This is a genomic window from Paenibacillus motobuensis, assembly GCF_039521865.1.
GTDB lineage: Bacteria > Bacillota > Bacilli > Paenibacillales > Paenibacillaceae > Fontibacillus > Fontibacillus motobuensis.
Window position 1 is genome coordinate 351,708 of sequence record NZ_BAAACX010000007.1, and the last position, 16,477, is coordinate 368,184.

14 protein-coding genes and 2 riboswitches are annotated in these 16,477 nt (G+C 47.6%); of the genes, 6 read left to right on the top strand and 8 right to left on the bottom strand.

The window, feature by feature from the left end; translation table 11 throughout:
• Positions 1 to 21: 21 nt before the first annotated feature.
• The 3 genes from queE to queC are packed head-to-tail and all read right to left on the bottom strand — an operon-like array spanning position 22 to position 1,915.
• The gene (queE, locus tag ABD014_RS06765; protein ID WP_343859055.1) at positions 22 to 765 is read right to left on the bottom strand and encodes a 7-carboxy-7-deazaguanine synthase QueE; all 744 of its coding nucleotides are present in this window, start codon (positions 763 to 765) and stop codon (positions 22 to 24) included.
• Positions 765 to 1,253 carry a 6-carboxytetrahydropterin synthase QueD gene (queD, locus tag ABD014_RS06770; RefSeq protein WP_343859057.1) on the bottom strand — a complete coding sequence of 163 codons (489 nt, stop codon included), beginning with the start codon at positions 1,251 to 1,253 and terminating at the stop codon, positions 765 to 767. The genes queE and queD overlap by 1 nt, the downstream gene beginning before the upstream one ends.
• Positions 1,250 to 1,915, bottom strand: a complete 666-nt coding sequence (gene queC / locus ABD014_RS06775) for a 7-cyano-7-deazaguanine synthase QueC (protein WP_343859716.1) — start codon at positions 1,913 to 1,915, stop codon at positions 1,250 to 1,252. The genes queD and queC overlap by 4 nt, the downstream gene beginning before the upstream one ends.
• A 143-nt stretch (positions 1,916 to 2,058) precedes the next feature.
• A riboswitch (PreQ1 riboswitch) is annotated at positions 2,059 to 2,102 on the bottom strand.
• A 189-nt stretch (positions 2,103 to 2,291) separates the two neighbouring features.
• Here queC and ABD014_RS06780 point away from each other — a divergent pair.
• On the top strand, positions 2,292 to 3,794 hold the full coding sequence (locus tag ABD014_RS06780; protein ID WP_343859059.1) for a copper amine oxidase N-terminal domain-containing protein: 1,503 nt from the start codon (positions 2,292 to 2,294) through the stop codon (positions 3,792 to 3,794).
• Between the two features lie 111 nt (positions 3,795 to 3,905).
• Here the strand turns inward: ABD014_RS06780 and ABD014_RS06785 are convergent, their stop codons facing one another.
• The 4 genes from ABD014_RS06785 to mscL form a co-directional block, all read right to left on the bottom strand.
• The gene (locus ABD014_RS06785; RefSeq protein WP_343859062.1) at positions 3,906 to 4,517 is read right to left on the bottom strand and encodes a DUF2087 domain-containing protein; all 612 of its coding nucleotides are present in this window, start codon (positions 4,515 to 4,517) and stop codon (positions 3,906 to 3,908) included.
• A gap of 161 nt (positions 4,518 to 4,678) precedes the next feature.
• Positions 4,679 to 7,666, bottom strand: coding sequence for a glycoside hydrolase family 48 protein (locus ABD014_RS06790; RefSeq protein ID WP_343859066.1), 2,988 nt, complete (start codon positions 7,664 to 7,666; stop codon positions 4,679 to 4,681).
• 64 nt (positions 7,667 to 7,730) lie between these two features.
• Positions 7,731 to 10,460 carry a glycoside hydrolase family 9 protein gene (locus tag ABD014_RS06795; protein WP_343859069.1) on the bottom strand — a complete coding sequence of 910 codons (2,730 nt, stop codon included), beginning with the start codon at positions 10,458 to 10,460 and terminating at the stop codon, positions 7,731 to 7,733.
• Positions 10,461 to 10,773: 313 nt separating this feature from the next.
• Complete coding sequence (gene mscL, locus ABD014_RS06800) at positions 10,774 to 11,172, bottom strand: large conductance mechanosensitive channel protein MscL (protein WP_343859720.1); 399 nt, start codon at positions 11,170 to 11,172, stop codon at positions 10,774 to 10,776.
• 182 nt (positions 11,173 to 11,354) lie between these two features.
• Between mscL and ABD014_RS06805 the strand changes: the two genes are divergently transcribed.
• Complete coding sequence (locus ABD014_RS06805) at positions 11,355 to 12,116, top strand: GNAT family N-acetyltransferase (protein ID WP_343859071.1); 762 nt, start codon at positions 11,355 to 11,357, stop codon at positions 12,114 to 12,116.
• Between the two features lie 53 nt (positions 12,117 to 12,169).
• On the opposite strand, the gene ABD014_RS06810 is transcribed toward ABD014_RS06805, so the two are convergent.
• On the bottom strand, positions 12,170 to 12,754 hold the full coding sequence (locus ABD014_RS06810) for a 50S ribosomal protein L25 (RefSeq protein WP_343859073.1): 585 nt from the start codon (positions 12,752 to 12,754) through the stop codon (positions 12,170 to 12,172).
• Between the two features lie 306 nt (positions 12,755 to 13,060).
• A riboswitch (ZMP/ZTP riboswitch) is annotated at positions 13,061 to 13,148 on the top strand.
• Between the two features lie 107 nt (positions 13,149 to 13,255).
• Between ABD014_RS06810 and ABD014_RS06815 the strand changes: the two genes are divergently transcribed.
• The 4 genes from ABD014_RS06815 (at position 13,256) to ABD014_RS06830 (ending at position 16,433) form a co-directional block, all read left to right on the top strand.
• Positions 13,256 to 14,116, top strand: a complete 861-nt coding sequence (locus ABD014_RS06815) for a bifunctional 5,10-methylenetetrahydrofolate dehydrogenase/5,10-methenyltetrahydrofolate cyclohydrolase (protein ID WP_343859075.1) — start codon at positions 13,256 to 13,258, stop codon at positions 14,114 to 14,116.
• The gene (locus tag ABD014_RS06820; protein ID WP_343859078.1) at positions 14,109 to 14,744 is read left to right on the top strand and encodes a cyclodeaminase/cyclohydrolase family protein; all 636 of its coding nucleotides are present in this window, start codon (positions 14,109 to 14,111) and stop codon (positions 14,742 to 14,744) included. The genes ABD014_RS06815 and ABD014_RS06820 overlap by 8 nt, the downstream gene beginning before the upstream one ends.
• Positions 14,745 to 15,125: 381 nt before the next feature.
• Complete coding sequence (locus tag ABD014_RS06825; RefSeq protein ID WP_343859081.1) at positions 15,126 to 15,950, top strand: GNAT family N-acetyltransferase; 825 nt, start codon at positions 15,126 to 15,128, stop codon at positions 15,948 to 15,950.
• A gap of 84 nt (positions 15,951 to 16,034) precedes the next feature.
• Positions 16,035 to 16,433, top strand: a complete 399-nt coding sequence (locus ABD014_RS06830) for a VOC family protein (RefSeq protein WP_343859083.1) — start codon at positions 16,035 to 16,037, stop codon at positions 16,431 to 16,433.
• The last annotated feature ends 44 nt before the right edge of the window (positions 16,434 to 16,477 follow it).

Genomic DNA, 16,477 nt, shown 5'->3' on the forward strand with positions numbered 1-16,477 from the left:
TGTGTTCAAAAAGTTCGGTAGTTAGACTCCGCGTTTGTTGCCCCATACTAAGGCATGCAGCTGCGGTAGTACCCTAACGTCATTGAGCTCTGACGAGTTCATAACTCGATCGATCAAATGCTCATAGCGCTGCAGCAAATCACTGGCATGGTCCCGGGTATCCATGCGGTTCACGTCCGGATTGCCGACTTGAATATACATTTGTATATCAGAATAACGCTGATGCACCTTTATGGCATAATTCAGATCAAGATCATCGAATACGACAACCTTCAGACTCATAATATAGGAGGCAGGGCGATTGCGAAGTTTATTCACGATCTCGTCCAGCTTCGACCAGTCCGTATTCATTTTGGAGCTTGGCGGCTTCGGAGAGAGGGTGACTTGTTCGACTTCGGCCAACCAATCTTGCCAACGTGAGCCTTGGGTTTCTATAGCTAGCGTAATACCCTGTTGATGAAGCAATTCAATCAGAGACTGCAGCTGCGGAAGTAGAACCGGGTTGCCTCCAGAAAGTGTGACATGAGAGAAGCGGTCTTGCCCAATCTGCCGCAGCTCTTCCCAGATTTCCGCCGCAGTCATCAGTCGAATCGATTCCTTGGCGCTTCCGTCCCAAGTGAAGGCCGAGTCGCACCAACTGCAATGGTAGTCACATCCGGCGGTGCGCACGAACATCGTCTTTTGACCGATGACCATGCCCTCACCTTGAACGGTTGGTCCAAAGATCTCCAGAACAGGAATCAGGGACTTATTTACCGCGCCCATCAATACATCCACTCCCGTCTGGCTTCAGCATAGCTTGTTCCCGTCTCGTACAGACGGACGAATTCCGTACGCCCTCCAAGAATGGAAGAACGGTAGGCATCGGATTGCAGAGCATTCTCCATCCGTTCAAACAACCAGACGACCATATTCTCGGCTGTCGTATTCATTAACGGCAGCGTCTCATTTAAATAGCGGTGATCCAGGAAGCCCTCGATCTCTTCTTTCCAGATTGTCTTGATCGCTCCGAAGTCGACAGTAATGCCGATATCATTTGGTATGCCGCTGATGCCAAAGACTACTTTATAGGTATGACCATGCAGATTCTTGCATTTGCCTTCATAGGCATGTAGATGATGAGCAGCATCAAAGGTGAATTCTTTACTCACTAGCACACGGCGTTGGTGGTATCTAAGCTGCTCATGTTGTATATCCTGTCCATATTCTTGCAGGCGGTCTACAATGTGAAATTCTCCAGGGGACCGGGTCATAAGGACATCTCCCCTTGGCGCATTTCTAGGTATTTCTCCAGCCCGGCTTTTCTTAGCTTGCAGGCAGGGCACTCCCCGCAGCCGTCACCGATGATTCCGTTGTAACAAGTTAATGTACGTTCTCTGACAAAATCAAAAGCTCCCAGCTCATCGGCCAGCTTCCATGTCTCGGCCTTATCGATCCACATCAGCGGGGTATGGATGACGAAATTGTAGTCCATAGCCAGGTTAAGTGTGACATTGAGCGACTTCACAAAGGCATCCCGACAATCGGGGTACCCGCTGAAATCCGTCTCACATACGCCGGTAACGAGATGCCGGGCGGAACGGCCCTTGGCGAATACTGCCGCAAAGCTCAGGAATAGATGGTTGCGTCCTTCGACAAAAGTGCTTGGCAGCTCGCCTTCCTCTTGAACGATCGGCATGTCGCTGTTCGTGAGTGAGTTCTGCGTAATTTGGCCTAGCAGACTCATATCCAGGACGGTCAGCTTCACGCCAAGTTCGGCGGCGATTCCTTTGGCACATTCGATCTCCAGCTTATGTCGCTGGCCGTAGTCGAAGGTGACGGCCTCCACTTCACGGAATTGCTGTAGTGCCCAGAATAGGCAGGTGGTGCTGTCTTGACCGCCGCTGAAGACGACGACGGCCTTTTCATTTTTCAGCATAAAAAAACCTCTCATTCTTCTTGAATTTGAAATCGGAAGAAAGAGAGTTCTTGAACTGTACTAGTGTTTGTTCAAAAAGTCAGAACTTTTTTGAACAACCTCTATTACAAAAAACAAGCCCATGCGAAATAAAAGGCAGGGCGCCATTAGTTTTTTATAGAGGGAGTTCGCGAACCTCTCTCATGCAGATGCTGCATGAACTTCTTCAATTTTTAGGGTTGATACGCAGTCATTATAGCATATTTATATGAGGGGGAATGTGATAATCTATGGAATCTATCATATGGACACGTAAAATTCGAAAATCTATTTACAAGTAAAGTCCGTTGAAACATAATGGAATATATTAACTAGGGAAGGGGACTCATTGATAATGATCAAAAGAATGAAATGGTTAGCGATCCCAATGGCATTGCTGTTGGTGATGTTGACTGGCTGTCAGGCTGTAGGAGGGCTTGATATCAACAAAGCGCTCGCGAACAGCATGAACCCGTCGTCCAGTGAGTCGAAGCAGAAGATCTCGATCGAACTCGTACCTGCGGCCGGCATATCTGCTGAAGACCAGAAAATGATTGATCTGATTAATTCTTTGTATCTTACGATTGACAGCGGTAAAGTTCAAGATAAAAATACCGCATCAATAAAAGGGTCTGTTGGATTCCAAGGCAAGGAATTGCCTTATCAATTGTCCATGGACAAACATGGAATGGTTATTCAATTGGAAGGAGCTAAGCAACCGCTCTACATATCGCTGGATGACAGCGAGTTGGGATACCCGGATATGAGTCAATATGAAGAGAATATCCAAGGCTTCTCCCAGAAGGTGGTTCAATTCGCTATCAACCATGCTCCTAATCCGACGAAGCTGTCTGTGAAGCAGGTTCAAGACAAAGTGAATGGAGAATCATTGGCTCTGACGAATCTTCACGTTGAAGTGAATGGTGAAGAGCTGCTGGCGATGGTTAAGCCTTTCTTGACAGAAGTAGTGAAAGATGAGGCAGGTCTAAAGGAACTGATTAACGCTTTCTACGATACTTTCTATCCGGTCTTCACTTCGATGGAAGAAGAGGGTTATGATGTAGGAACGGATCTTCCGGTTGGCTCTAAGGGAGCTGCTGTTGGGGCGATCCATGGTGAATTGATTGAGAGCCTGAATAAGTTCCTGAACGATTATGATGCCAGTCTGGAAGAAGTCCTGAAGGAAACTCCAGAGCTGACGACGGTACTCGGCAAAAATTCCACACTGAACTTGGATCTCTACCTCGATGGTAAACAAAATATTCGCAAACAAAACCTTGATCTTGCCATCGCACTTCCTGCAGATGAGTATATTCCGTTCTCGGCCATCAAGCTTCATACGGAGAGCGAAATCTGGAATAACGGCGCTGAAGTATCGATCGACAAGATCGATACAAGTGCGGGTGTTCTTGATATTACAGAGGGAGACTTTACTCCAGGACAGCTGCTGCGTAATTTCGAAGCAGACTCCTTGATGTATAAGACGCTCATGAATGATCTGAAGATCACGGAGAAACTGATTTGGCTTGATCCCGAGGATGAGTACGACGGCATCATTTCCAAGAAAAATGTATCCTTTGCACCGCTGCGCTATTTGTCCGAACAACTGGATGCAGAAGTGAAGTGGACCAAGGGCTCCAAACAAATCGTTATTATCGATGATCTCAACGGCCGGGAGATTGTGTTGACAGTTGGCTCCGACAAGGCAACAATCGGTGGTCAGTCTGTTACACTGCCACAGCCTGTATTCGTTCATAGTGATGGTACTACCTATGTACCGCTTCGCTTCATTGCTGAATCGCTAGGAGCTACAGTAACTAAGGATGCAGATGGCTGGATTATCATTGAACGTAAATAATACCTGCAGATAAATTAAGAAACAACCATAGTCCTGATTAAGGGATTGTGGTTGTTTTTTTGCTTTGAGGCATCTGTATGATTTACTGGGATTCGAAAATGGCGGTCTCGTTTATTTCAACGTCTCCCATTTCATCCACATCTCCAGAGGGTTCATGGTGTATATTCCGTTCTCGCGACTCATGAATTGATGCATAATGAACTCTCGCCGGATCGTAGCAAAGTCATCATGATATTGCTTAATGAATTCATTGATTTCTTTCTCAGTATAGCTACGTCCTGGCTCTAAGCCGCCGATCATGTGCTCCAGCACGATTAACTTCTTCTTCAGTTGAGCCGGAATATGCTGTAATCTTCCCGCTGCCGTGAAGAAATTGGATATTACAGATTGCTTGAGCTTTTGATTGTGATCTTCCATTGGATGATCCTCTCCTTCAGGCAGTTGATTCGCATTCTTATAAATGATGTTGGCCGTCGCGGTTCCATAAGCGTTGATGAAATAGTGATTCAATGAGAAATAGATCGTATTCTTCTCGCGGCGTTCATGGATCAGACTTGCGGCGCGAAGCTTGGCCGCATGATGCGTGATCGTGGCCGGCGTAACGAATAACTTCTCGGCTAACACCTGCCCGTTCAGCTCGCCCTCGGCCAGCAGGATCAATATTTTGATCCGGGTCGGGTCAGCCAACGCTTTATGGTAAGCAACGATTTTATCTAGTTGCACAGCTATCACCTCTGCCAATATAGTGCTGTTAAATTCAATTTAACATACATCTAATTTAATATATATCTAATTATAAGTAAAGGATTTCTTTCCAAGCAAAACCGCCCGGTAAATAACTTACCGGACGGTTTTGCTTGCTTAAAGTTGGACTTATTAGCCAATTATGGCTCTAAGCCGGATACGAGTGCTCCGTTCAGATATACAGGAACGCGCTCCCAATCGGTGTAATTCGATTTGGTTGCGTCATAGGAGTAGTCGTCACTCTCAGCGTAATTACTCCAATCGGTCTTATTGAACCGAACTTGGACTTCCCCGGTATTTGCTCCAGGTGCGAGACTGCCCGCTCCCGGCCCAAAGGAGACCTCCAGATAGTAATCTGCTCCGGCTACCGGGTTATTCAGCTTGACAAAATTGCCGATGATATTACCGCTGCCGAGCGCGGCATAGTCACAGTGGAATTCCTGTGGCTTATCTCCATCGATCGTGTAGTAATAACGGAATTTGACGTTGCTTAGAGCGATTGGCGTGTCACCATTATTTACGATGCGGAATTGGGCGCGAATCTGATTATCGTTCGGATTGGTGTCATTTGTACGATACTGAAGGACCAGATCACCGGTAGCAGGTACCGGAATCGCCTTCGGAGTAGCACTGACCTCCGCGGAATACGGGCTCTCACCAAAGGCGTTCGCTGCACTGATGACGTAATAATAAGTTGTATCATTCACGACATTCGTATCTGTGTATGAAGCGCCAGTAATTGTCGCTATTGCTGTGTAAGGGCCGCTGCTTACAGTTGCCCGATGAACCGTATAGTTGTCTGCACCGGATGCTTTGCTCCAGGACAGGTCGACCTTGGCATCTCCTGCAGTTGCTTTGGGATTAGCAGGAGCCTTCGGGGCGGTCGGATTTACTGGACCGCTGCCGCCGCCGTGAATCAAGCGGTCATATTCTGCATAGGCTGTAGCCATATCTACCTGAGCCCAGAAGCGGTGATAGGTGAATTCAGGCGCTCCATTTTCCCACTTCTGTGTGGTTGGGTTCCAGGAGGTGTTGTATTTATTCAATAAATACGACCATGAGGAATCATTTTGAATATTCGGGAGAACATCGATGTAGCTGGCATATACACCATTTCCACCCTTGGCCGGGTCGGAAGGAACCGTATTGCTGCCGGGAATTGTATTGCCTTGTCCAAACTTGCCGCTCCATCCACTTGGGAAATAAATCTCCTTAGTGAAATACCGATAGTAATCAGCACGTGGCTCTGAAGTAGTTATGCCGATTCCGTCATTGTAGGCCCAGGCTGTATCAAGCAGCGACTTGGCAGCCTGTTCGGCCTGCGACCCCAATCCGGTATAATTGCCATTCTCCACTTTGGTTGCCGCGGCGAAGAAGGTAAGGGCCTTGATGTAGCTGCCTAATACACCAACATCCTGTCCCGGATTATTGGCTGTGACATGCAAGTTCGGATTGCCTGTATAACTGCTGAGGCCATTCCAGGAATCCGGTTTACCCTGCCATTCAAGATTGCTAGGAATCCAGAATTCGCCGGGAGCGGAGACTGTGGCGATCTGCGGGTTGCTGCCGCCGAGCACACGGTTGCCTTGACCATCCAGATAATATCCCTCGCTGTCCGTTACCGGGCGCTCGTTCACAAAGACATAATCAAGGGACCAGTCTACCCATTTCTGTGTGATCTGCTTGGCCATTTGGAAATTAGCTGAGCTTGTATCGCCGTTCGAAGCAAGGATATAGTACAGCTCTGCGATCCGCTCTACTGGCCAGGCTTGCATGCCGAACCAGTTGTTCGATGGAGGATCATGATAGACTGGAGCTTCATCATACGCCATTCCATAGAATGTACTGGCACCGGCTGGATATGCCGCATAAGAACCGTTCCAGCTATTCGTTGCTCCTCCGGCGATCGCTCCTTCATTGGATTGCAGCCAGGTGTAGAATTCAAGCTGGCGGGTAAGGGAGGTAGCCCAGTCCTGCCCTGCTGTCGGAGAAGCTGGAATGAGCCCGCCATCCGGATTGGATAAGGCGTAGGCTGCAACGACGTTCTGATAGCCTTGGTGTGCGTGGCTTGCCCCGATGCGCCATGCCCAGTTACCGGTTTGTCCTAGTCCGCCGCCCCAGGCTGTGTACCAAGCCATCAGATAATGGCTGGCATCCTTGCCGGTGCCGGCGGATGGGGTGCCGTTTGCGGCGCTGCCGATTTTTTGGAAGTACTTATCGTACATGCCGTAGCGTAAATAGTCGCCCATTTTCTCGGCTTTTTGCAAATAAACCTCGTTATCATATCCCAGTTCCTTTGCCCAATACATGGCCTGAATGGCGCGGGCGTCGGCATCGGTCGCATTCGTGTAACGCCACTGCGCTGCAGGAGCGTTGCTCTCCTTAGTGAACAGGGTCATGAAGCCTTCACCCGATTTACCGAAAGTCTTGTCATCCTGAGAAGGGTGGGGGACCGCTTCCCACACTGATTCCTGCTCGCCCCGCTGGAAGGTGTTAACATATGCTGCAGTATGGGATGGATTGAGCAGGTTACCGTAGCCATACCAATTATCCACGTCCACGAGCCAATGCATAAGATAGGTCTGGTTGTTCCCGTAGGTGGCCTTCAGTTCGGCATCGAGCGGGTCCTTGCCAGGGGAGTATTGACCGCTAAGCTGGCTTGGATATTGGTCTGGCTGAGCGTACTCGGCTGCGTAGGTAGCCGGGCTATTAGGATCGTAGTAGTTCATCGTCGGTTGCTCCTGAACACCATCGCCTTCATTGATAGGAATAATATAAGTCTCCATATTGTCCCATGCTGCTTCGAGCTTGCTCCAGTCACCGGTATAATAGCCGTATAACACTTCAAGCCACATCCAGTAGCTGTACGCTTCTGAGGTTGTCATATGCCCATAGTTAGGCGCTTCGCTCATCAGTGTCTCAATGGCATGGTAAGGAATCCCTTCTGCGGAGTAATAGCCATTGGCGGGATCTTTGATTTGTGCATATAGCTGCAGGAAGCGGGTCTCCTCCAGAGAAGCTGCGGAAGCTTTATTCGCGCCCATTCCGAAGACGCCGGTCATGAGTGATACGAGTAGCGCGGCGGACATGACGATGGATACGGATCTTTTGAATACGGTCGATTTCATAGCTGTCACCAACCTTTCTTCAAATTATTTGAATCCTCTAATGAGACATTCGTGTATACAAGAATTAAGGCTCAATCCCCCAAATGAGCGTTCCGTTCTGGTACAGAGTGGCCCGCTCCCAGTCCGCATAGGACTGCTGGGTCCCGTCATAGGAGTAGTCATCGCTCTCATTATAATTGCTCCAATCCGTCTTGTTGAAGCGCACCTGGATGTCTCCGCTGCTGGATCCCGGGGCGAGAACGCCGGCTCCGCTCGAGAAGGAGAGCTCCAGGTAATAATCGGCTCCCGGAGCTGCGGGACTCATCTTAACGAAGTTGCCGTTTACATTGCCGCTGCCCACATAGGCATAGTCGCAATGGAACTCCTGCGGCTTGTCCCCATCGATGGTGTAATAATAGCGCAGCTTCACATTGCTTAAGGCGATGCTCTCGGAGCCAGTGTTGACGATCCGGAATTGAGCTCGAATCTGATTGTCATTCGGATTCGTATCATTGGCATGGTATTGCAGCTTCAAATCGCCTTCGATCGGTGCAGGAGCCTCGTGCGGCTTAGCGATGGCTTGGGCGGAGGGCAGACTGCTGCCGACGCTATTTCTGGCAACGACGACATAGTAGTAAGTCGTCCCGTTTGTCAGTCCGGTGTCCGTGAATGATGGAGAGTTGACCGTTCCGACGGTAGTATATGGGCCACCGTTTGTTGTGGAGCGTTGAATCAAGTAGTCATCCGCTGAGTAAGTCGCATTCCAGGTGAGCTGGACCTGTGCATTGCCGGCCGTGGCTTTGACGTTCTTCGGGGCTGCGGGCACCGTAGGTTGTCCTGGATTGCCTCCGCCTTGCGGCAGTTCGCCGAAGACGTGTACGCCTGCATCAAAGACTGGAATATAGAGGGACTTGGCTGGTCCGACGCTGTTAGACGGCATCCCTTGATAAGAGAAGTCATTGCTGTTATCCCAGAAGTTGGTATTTAGCGGGGCGGCGATCCGGAATTGAACTTCTTTCTTGTATGCGGATTGCCCTCCGGGATAGATCGGAGTACCTGAGAAATCTACCTTTGTATAGTAAATATGGTTGTCTGCATCATAGGGAAGCAGTGGAGAGACCGTAGCGCCCTGATTATAGCCACCAGCGGATACGGTAATGTCCTCCGGACCATAACCTGCTTCAATGGCTTCGCTAATGTCGATATAATAATTGAACGACATCGCGTCGCTGACGCGCGCTGGCCAGCTGGAACGGTTATTAAGGAGCGCCCGAATCTCTACGAAATTACTGCCGCTGACATTCACGGAAGCTTCCACGAACATCTCATCATCGCGGACTTCGGGAGCCGGGAAGCCCGCGAGAGGCTGCTGTCCGTCGCCATGCAGAATCATCATCTTCGCCAGCGCCCCGGTGAACCCGGCGTTGTAGTCGGTAGCAACTTCATTCGAGACATAGTCACTGATCGAGTCAGTATAAGCGTCGTTGCTTCCAGGGCCGCCGACCAGAGCTCCATACAGAATATGACGATGATTGATCGGCAGGTTCTGACTATCAGCCCAGGAACCGTGAGATGTTCGATGGTGCGGGTGCTGCGGAGCGTTGTTGCCATAGCCGATGACATAACTGCTGTTACGTGGATTATCTCCAAGCATGTAAAGAATTTGTCGTTCTGCAAATGAACGCGCGTTTATTTTCTTCGCAGAATCAGACACCCAATCGGAATACACAAATGAGATAAAAGCTTGATTAGCTGCGTAACGCAGCGCCCCCCATTGGTCCAAATGAGCCAGTCCGCCAGGGGTATAGGTGACCCGTTCTCCGTTAATCCCGGTCGTCCAGAACTGAATGTTGCGTTCAACCGATGCTACGAATTTCGGATCGCCGGTAATTCGAGCGAGCAATAACTGGGCACCATAGTGCTTGTCATCCCAGGCATGTGTCCATTTGTAATCCCAGAGGCCTTGCTGATTGGTTCCCCATGTATCGCTAGCCGCAATCGCTTTGTCCAAATAGGTCTGCTCACCTGTGGCAAGATACAGCCAGACAGCTCCCCAGCTCAACTCATCTTCATATCCGCTCCAGGAATTGTAGAACTGCTTAGCATCGGTAATGCTGTCGGAATACTTACCACGATATTGATCGGCGAAATTGTACAATTGCCGGGCATGCTGAAGCAGCTTGTCCGAATATGCCGGGTCGCTATCCTTGAAGATGATGGAAGCAGAGGCCAGCGCAGCGGCTGTCTCACCAGCTAGATCGGAGCCAGGATGCGTCGCATCGATCTTATAGGATGGGCGCTGCATTTGCATAACTTCGGCAGGGCCCCACCAATTATGATCTGTCGTTCCGTTGCCGACTTGTCCGTATAATTCGTTCGGTGCGGTATGGGCCTTGACGAAATAATCTGTTGCCCAACGAATATTGTCTAATATCTCATCCAGTTGTCCAGCCTTCTCATACCCTTCGCGATATTCATATACTGACCAAGCTAGCATCGTAGCGGTTGCCGCCATGGGCAAGCCGAATTTGACATGGTCTCCGGCATCATACCAGCCACCGGTCAGGTCATGTCCTACATCCGCTCCGTCCTGTAGTCCGGAATCCCCGCGCCATTCAACGCGATTATTGGCTGGTAGCTTCCCGGACCTTTGTGCCTCATAGAAATAGATCGATTTCTGCAGGGCTTCAGCGTAGTTGTAGTCGGCAGAGGAAGCATTGGCGACAGGGGAAGATGAGGAGAATCCCGAATACGCTGTAAGCGCTAACAAAAAACTAAATGATAGCAAGCAGCTCTTCTTGATCCACGTTCTCATATTGTCTTGTCCCTCCTTCATTGTAATTACAGATTATAAGCGTGGGTTTGCAGGTTGCAGGTGAGATCATGAAATAGGTTCATCTTGTGATTTGGCAGAGAAGAGATTCATCATGACAATACAAAAAAGCCCGTTCACCTCACTTTCCATAAAAGTAGGGGACGCGCTGTCTTAAAATATCGACATTTTTCTCTGGTCCTATCCAGAATATACCATATAGCTATACATATTACTATATTTTACAGTAAAAAAATTCTAGTATTTCCGAAAAAACAGCCAGAAATCCTGTTTTAATAGGATATCTGGCTGATCGTTATTCGGCCGCTTTGTTATTTTGCTGTCTGAGCAAATCGCGAATTTCCGTGAGCAAGACTTCTTCATTCGATGGCTTAGGAGCTTCCTCCGCAGCGGGTTGAGTCTCTTCTTTGCGTTTGAATTTATTAATAGCCTTGATGAACAGGAAGATAGCTGCTGAGATAATCAGGAAATCGATCACTGTCTGTAGGAATACGCCGTAAGTCAGCTTTGCTTCCCCAATCTTAAGCACCAATCCGGATAAATCGACACCGCCAAGAAGAATACCAACCAGCGGCATAATCACATCACTGACAAGAGAAGCAACAATTTTACCAAATGCGCCACCGATGACAACCCCGACAGCTAGATCAAGTACATTGCCTTTTAAGGCAAATTCTTTAAATTCTTTGAGAATACCCATCGTTCAATTCACCTGCTTGTGTAAAAATAATGATTCCTATCTAGGAATCTATCTTTGGTAATATAACAGTAAATTTAAGATTATGCAAGATTGCTGGAGTAGGTGAAGCTTTGATATATTGAATATTTATTCATATAATTGTATTATAATTCAATGCGATTAGAGGGGGATCATTGATGGATAGTAAATCGATTGAGGAATTATCATTGAATCATTGGCCATCGTTATCGACGTTGTTGTATGATGGATGGCTGCTGCGGTTCGCGAATGGTTATACAAAGCGAGCCAATTCGATAAGTCCAATCTATGATTGTACCTATGATCTACAACTGAAGATAGACGAGTGCGAGAAAATGTACAGGGGTCAACAGCTCCCTGTGATTTATAAAATAACTCCATTTGTACACCCGGCGCATTTGGACGAAGTGTTAGCGGAACGGGGATATTTAAAACATGATATGACTAGTGTTCAGGTGCTGGATCTGAAGCATGTCAGGCAGCCGCGATTGAGATCGGTGAAGCTAAGCCAAGAGGCTGACTTGGAGTGGATCAATGATTTTTGTCAAATGAGTCAGGTTGGGGAGCGGCATATACCGACGATGACAACAATGCTCGACAATATCAAGGGCTGTAAAACTATGATTAGCTTGTATGCTGATAGTAGAGCCGTGGCCTGTGGCTTCGGAGTGATAGAGAGGGAATACCTCGGATTATTCGATATCGTTACGCACCCGGATTACCGGAATCAGGGCTATGCGGGACAAATGATTCTTCATTTACTGCAATGGGGCAAGCAGCATGGAGCTAGGTACAGCTATTTAGCGGTGGTTGCTAATAATGCGCCTGCCCTGCGACTATATGAGAAGATAGGGTATTCGGAGATTTATAAATATTGGTATAGGGTGAAGGAACATTCCCCATCTGATGTATCCTCCTAATAATCAGGCCCCCCGGAAATCCGAAGGGCCTGAGATAAAATTCCTGATATATATTAAGCTTCGACGGTTGCCTCGATATCCTCTGTCTGAACCTTCGGAGTCACTACCGAGACAAGCAGCTCGTTCGTGGCCGAGATCAGGACGAGCCCATCTGGAAGCTCAATGTCGCCAACGTGGATGGATTCCCCGATTTCAAGATGACTGATATCTACGATAATCGAACCTGGAATCTTGTCCGGGAAGGATTCGATTTCAATAAAGGTACTTTGGGTTTGGACGATTCCCCCCAGCTTCGTACCTCTCGGAGTACCAGCGAACTCGATGTTGACCTTGGTCCGTACAAGCTCATCTTTCTTGACACGCAGGAAATCCACATGAATATATTCCTGTGTTACCGGATCGCGCTGAATCGCCTCCAGAAGAACAGGAATCGAGTCATGATTTTCAAGATTCAGTTCAATAATACCGCCACTGCCTCGTCTTATCCATTTTCCGAATTCCTTCGTCGACAAATGAATGTTCTGATTGTCTGTGCCAGCTCCGAATACAACAGCAGGAAGCCGCCCCGAGTTCCTCAGTCGCTTCAATCCCGTTCGATTCATAGGTATACGTTCTTCAACTTGAAAACATGTTCTCATTGTACTACACTCCTCTGAAATAGTTGGTATTCAATGCCCTCAAAATCTATCGTCTATATGACTACGGATTTCGCCCCCCGTAGCTGGGGAAGCATGAGCACCATCACATCACCCTCCTTAATACATTTAATGTAAAAAGTCGTATAAATACGCGCTAAGGCACTTCGTTCTCGGTGGAACGAAATGCCTTATTAATAGGTAAGATAACATAGAAAAATGGTTCTGTCGACCATAGACTGGTTTAAAATGGGATTTTTTCGACTGCAGGTTTTCATTCGTTCAAATTTTTGCTAATATGAAAGAAATAGTGCTGTATGCGACTGGCGAAGCAAGTGGAATTAACCACGAGGGAGCATACGGCTGATAAACGTTTCCGTTCGCCTGGGGAAAAGTATCTTCGGACGTCTCGTCAATTTGACGGGTCGGTCGTTGATGCTTTTTTTGCTTTTCTGCAGTAAGTAGATAGATTAGTCCAACAAAATGATGGAGAGGATGCTTAAAATGACATTGCTTATGAAGGCAAAAGAGGCGGCCGATCAAGAATATGAGACGATTCGGGCAAAAGTAGAGGAACTGAAAACCCATGGGATTCAGCCTCATATGGCAACGATCCTGGTTGAAGGAGATCCGGCCTCTGCCTATTATGCCAAGGCCAAGCAGAGAATCGCCGAGAAGTTGGGAGTTCAGTTCACGCTTCATGATTTTAAGGCGGAGGTAACGGAAGCGGAGGTTCTGCAGCTGGTTGCTAAGTTGAATCAGGATCCGAAGGTACACGGGATTATGCTGGAGCTACCCCTGCCTAAGCAAATTTCCGCGGCTAAAATCGAACAGGCGATTTCACCACAGAAGGACGTGGACGGCGTAACACCGGCGAATAAATTGGCTACTGTGACTGGAGAAGCCGGGCTTTATCCTGCTACACCACAGGCATGCATCAAGCTGCTTAAGCATTATGGCTACAGCCTGGAAGGCAAGAACGTTACATTGGTTGGTCGGGGGCAAACGGTAGGAATGCCGTTATTTCATTTGCTGCAGCAGGAGAATGCCACGGTGACCGTATGTCATTCTCGTACCCCAGACATCGCTTCGCATTTAAGTCATGCCGAGATCGCCTTCGTAGCCGTTGGACGAGCCGAAGTGGTGAATAAGCAAATGGTTCATGGAAACCTGGTTATTATTGATGCGGGGATTAATGAAGCGGATGGGAAGATGGTAGGGGATGTCGCGACTGACGTGGCTGACCATGTTCAAGCGATATCGCCTGTACCGGGCGGTGTGGGTACATTAACAACCGCTATTTTGTACGAGAATCTACTGAAGGCTATGGAGATTCAATGTGAGGAGGCTGACAAGCATGAGTGAGATTACATGGCAAGATTCCATTGATAGCTTCGTAAGTAAGGCAAGCAGTTCGAGTCCTACACCGGGCGGTGGCAGTGTCGCAGCGCTTGTAGCTGTACTCGGTACCGCAATGACCTCGATGGTAGGGAATTTGTCGCAAGGGGAGAAGTTTGCCGATATCGAACCGCAAATCTTCGCAGTGATCCATACGATGAACCGCCTGAGCGAGGAGTGCAGGGAGTTGTTTGATGGCGATATCGCCTCTTTTAACAATTATATGGCTGCTCTGAAGCTGCCGAAGGAGACGGAGGAAGAGAAGCTAACCCGTAAGCAAACGATCTATGAGGCTACGATCAACGCGATCGAAGTCCCGGTTCAGCTTATGGAGGTGTGCAGGACTGGTATTGAATGTGCCTATAGTATCGCAGAGACCTCGAACAAAAATGTCATCTCCGATCTCGGCATCAGCGCCATTTTGTTCGAAGCGGCTGCTCAATCAGCTCTGCTGACCATTGATATCAATTTAGCCTCGCTGAAGGATATGGAATTGAAGCAGAAGTATGCCGATAAGGTGTCCTCATTAATGCAGCAAATCAGCGATTTGAAGAATCAAGCGTCGCAGATTATTCAGGATAGAATCCAGGGTTGATCCACTAGAGTGGACCCGTCAGGTTTGTGAAATGTGAGCCTTCCCTTACTTTACCTAGCCTTATCTGGGTGAGGAGGGGAAGGCAGTCCGTCTTTTTTGCTGCCGCTATTGTCACCGATTAGCTCCATTTCACAATAAATCCCCTTATTAAGGTCGCTCATTTCCGTTAGAACTTAGATTAGCTCATCAACTACAAAATTTTTACGTCTATATACCGATCACAGTAAGCCCCAGCCTAGTTTGGCCACCATATATGTCAAGAAGAACTATAACCATACAATACCTAACGGTCTGTTGAACAATATGCTAATGTCTGAAGTAATCGCAGTATTCAATGAAATTCTAGATTTTTGCAGAATAATAGAAAAGGGCGGGAAGACTATGATATGGGAACTAGATAGAAGTGAGTTCACACGATGCAGACACTTGCTTAATCCACAAGGACAATTGGAAGCAGTAGCCGTTGTGGAGGGAGCTAATCCGGGGAGAATATTTGTTGATGATCGAATGTCTCCGACATCAGGGATGATCTGGTTAGGCAATAATGACGGATTCTTATTTATAGGCAATGGGCAGAATGAGCTATTCAATCAAGAACTGAACAACTTCATAGACTCAGTTATCATTCCAGAAGCGCAGCAAGTTAGATTAGAATGGTTCGAAGCTATAGGCAATCATGATAAGTGGTACGGTACGATTGAAAGAGTGTTTGCACATCGAGATTTAGGAAGCTGGAATCAGAGGGTTTATCGGTTGCATTCGGACGATTATAACAGCAGTAATGAGCCTAAGCTTGAGGAAGGATATGAGGTTGTAAAAATAAACGCTGACCTTCTATCGAATAAGACCGCTATAAATGCTGGTTTTCTACGCTCTAAAGTTGATGAATTCTGGTCCAGTCCTGAAGATTTCATCAATAAAGGTATTGGCTACTGTATCGTTCACCAAAGAGAAGTCGTAAGTGTGTGTTTCTCCGGTTTCGTGGTTGGAAATATCCACTGTATTGATATCGAGACTGTTAAAGAACATCAGAAGAGGAAGCTGGGGCAAAAGATAGCCCACTGTTTTGTTAAAGACTGTCTGAACCATGGTCAGGTACCATATTGGGATTGCATGGAAGTAAACAAGCCTTCGGTGGCGGTCGTAGAAAGTCTTGGATTTCAGGTTACATATCAATATGTAGGTTACGAATTTAGGATCGATTAAACTGTACTTTTACCATCTCCTATATGGTATTATTAGGAAACAACTTGGTTTAACGGGAATGAAATTATGGAGGAGGGGGAGAATTTGACAGCCAAATCTTTTCATCTTCAGATTGCTGAGCTGCCGGTAAGAAATGTAAAGGAGTCTATGCAGTGGTATACGGATCTGTTTGGCGTTGATTTATGTTTTCCGTACAATGAGGGCGATGATGAAGCATGGTTAAATTTGAATGGTCTCGGATTTGGCTTGATTCGCTCAGATGAACAGCCGAAAATGAATTTTGTCTCGGCATCAGGTGAACGGAAGCTGTTTTTTACTTTTCAGGTCGACAATATTAAAGAGCTTCATGAAGAAATGATTCAAAAAGGCGTGGAAGTTGAAGAAATGGCTTATAAACAGGGAGGCGGATACTCCTTCCAGTTCTTCGACCCGAGTGGGAATTACTTGGGGGTATGGGGCGGATGGCCTAAGGAGAACGAGTAAATGAAGAGAGGGCGGAACCTTATTCCGCCCCTTCTTAATTGGGA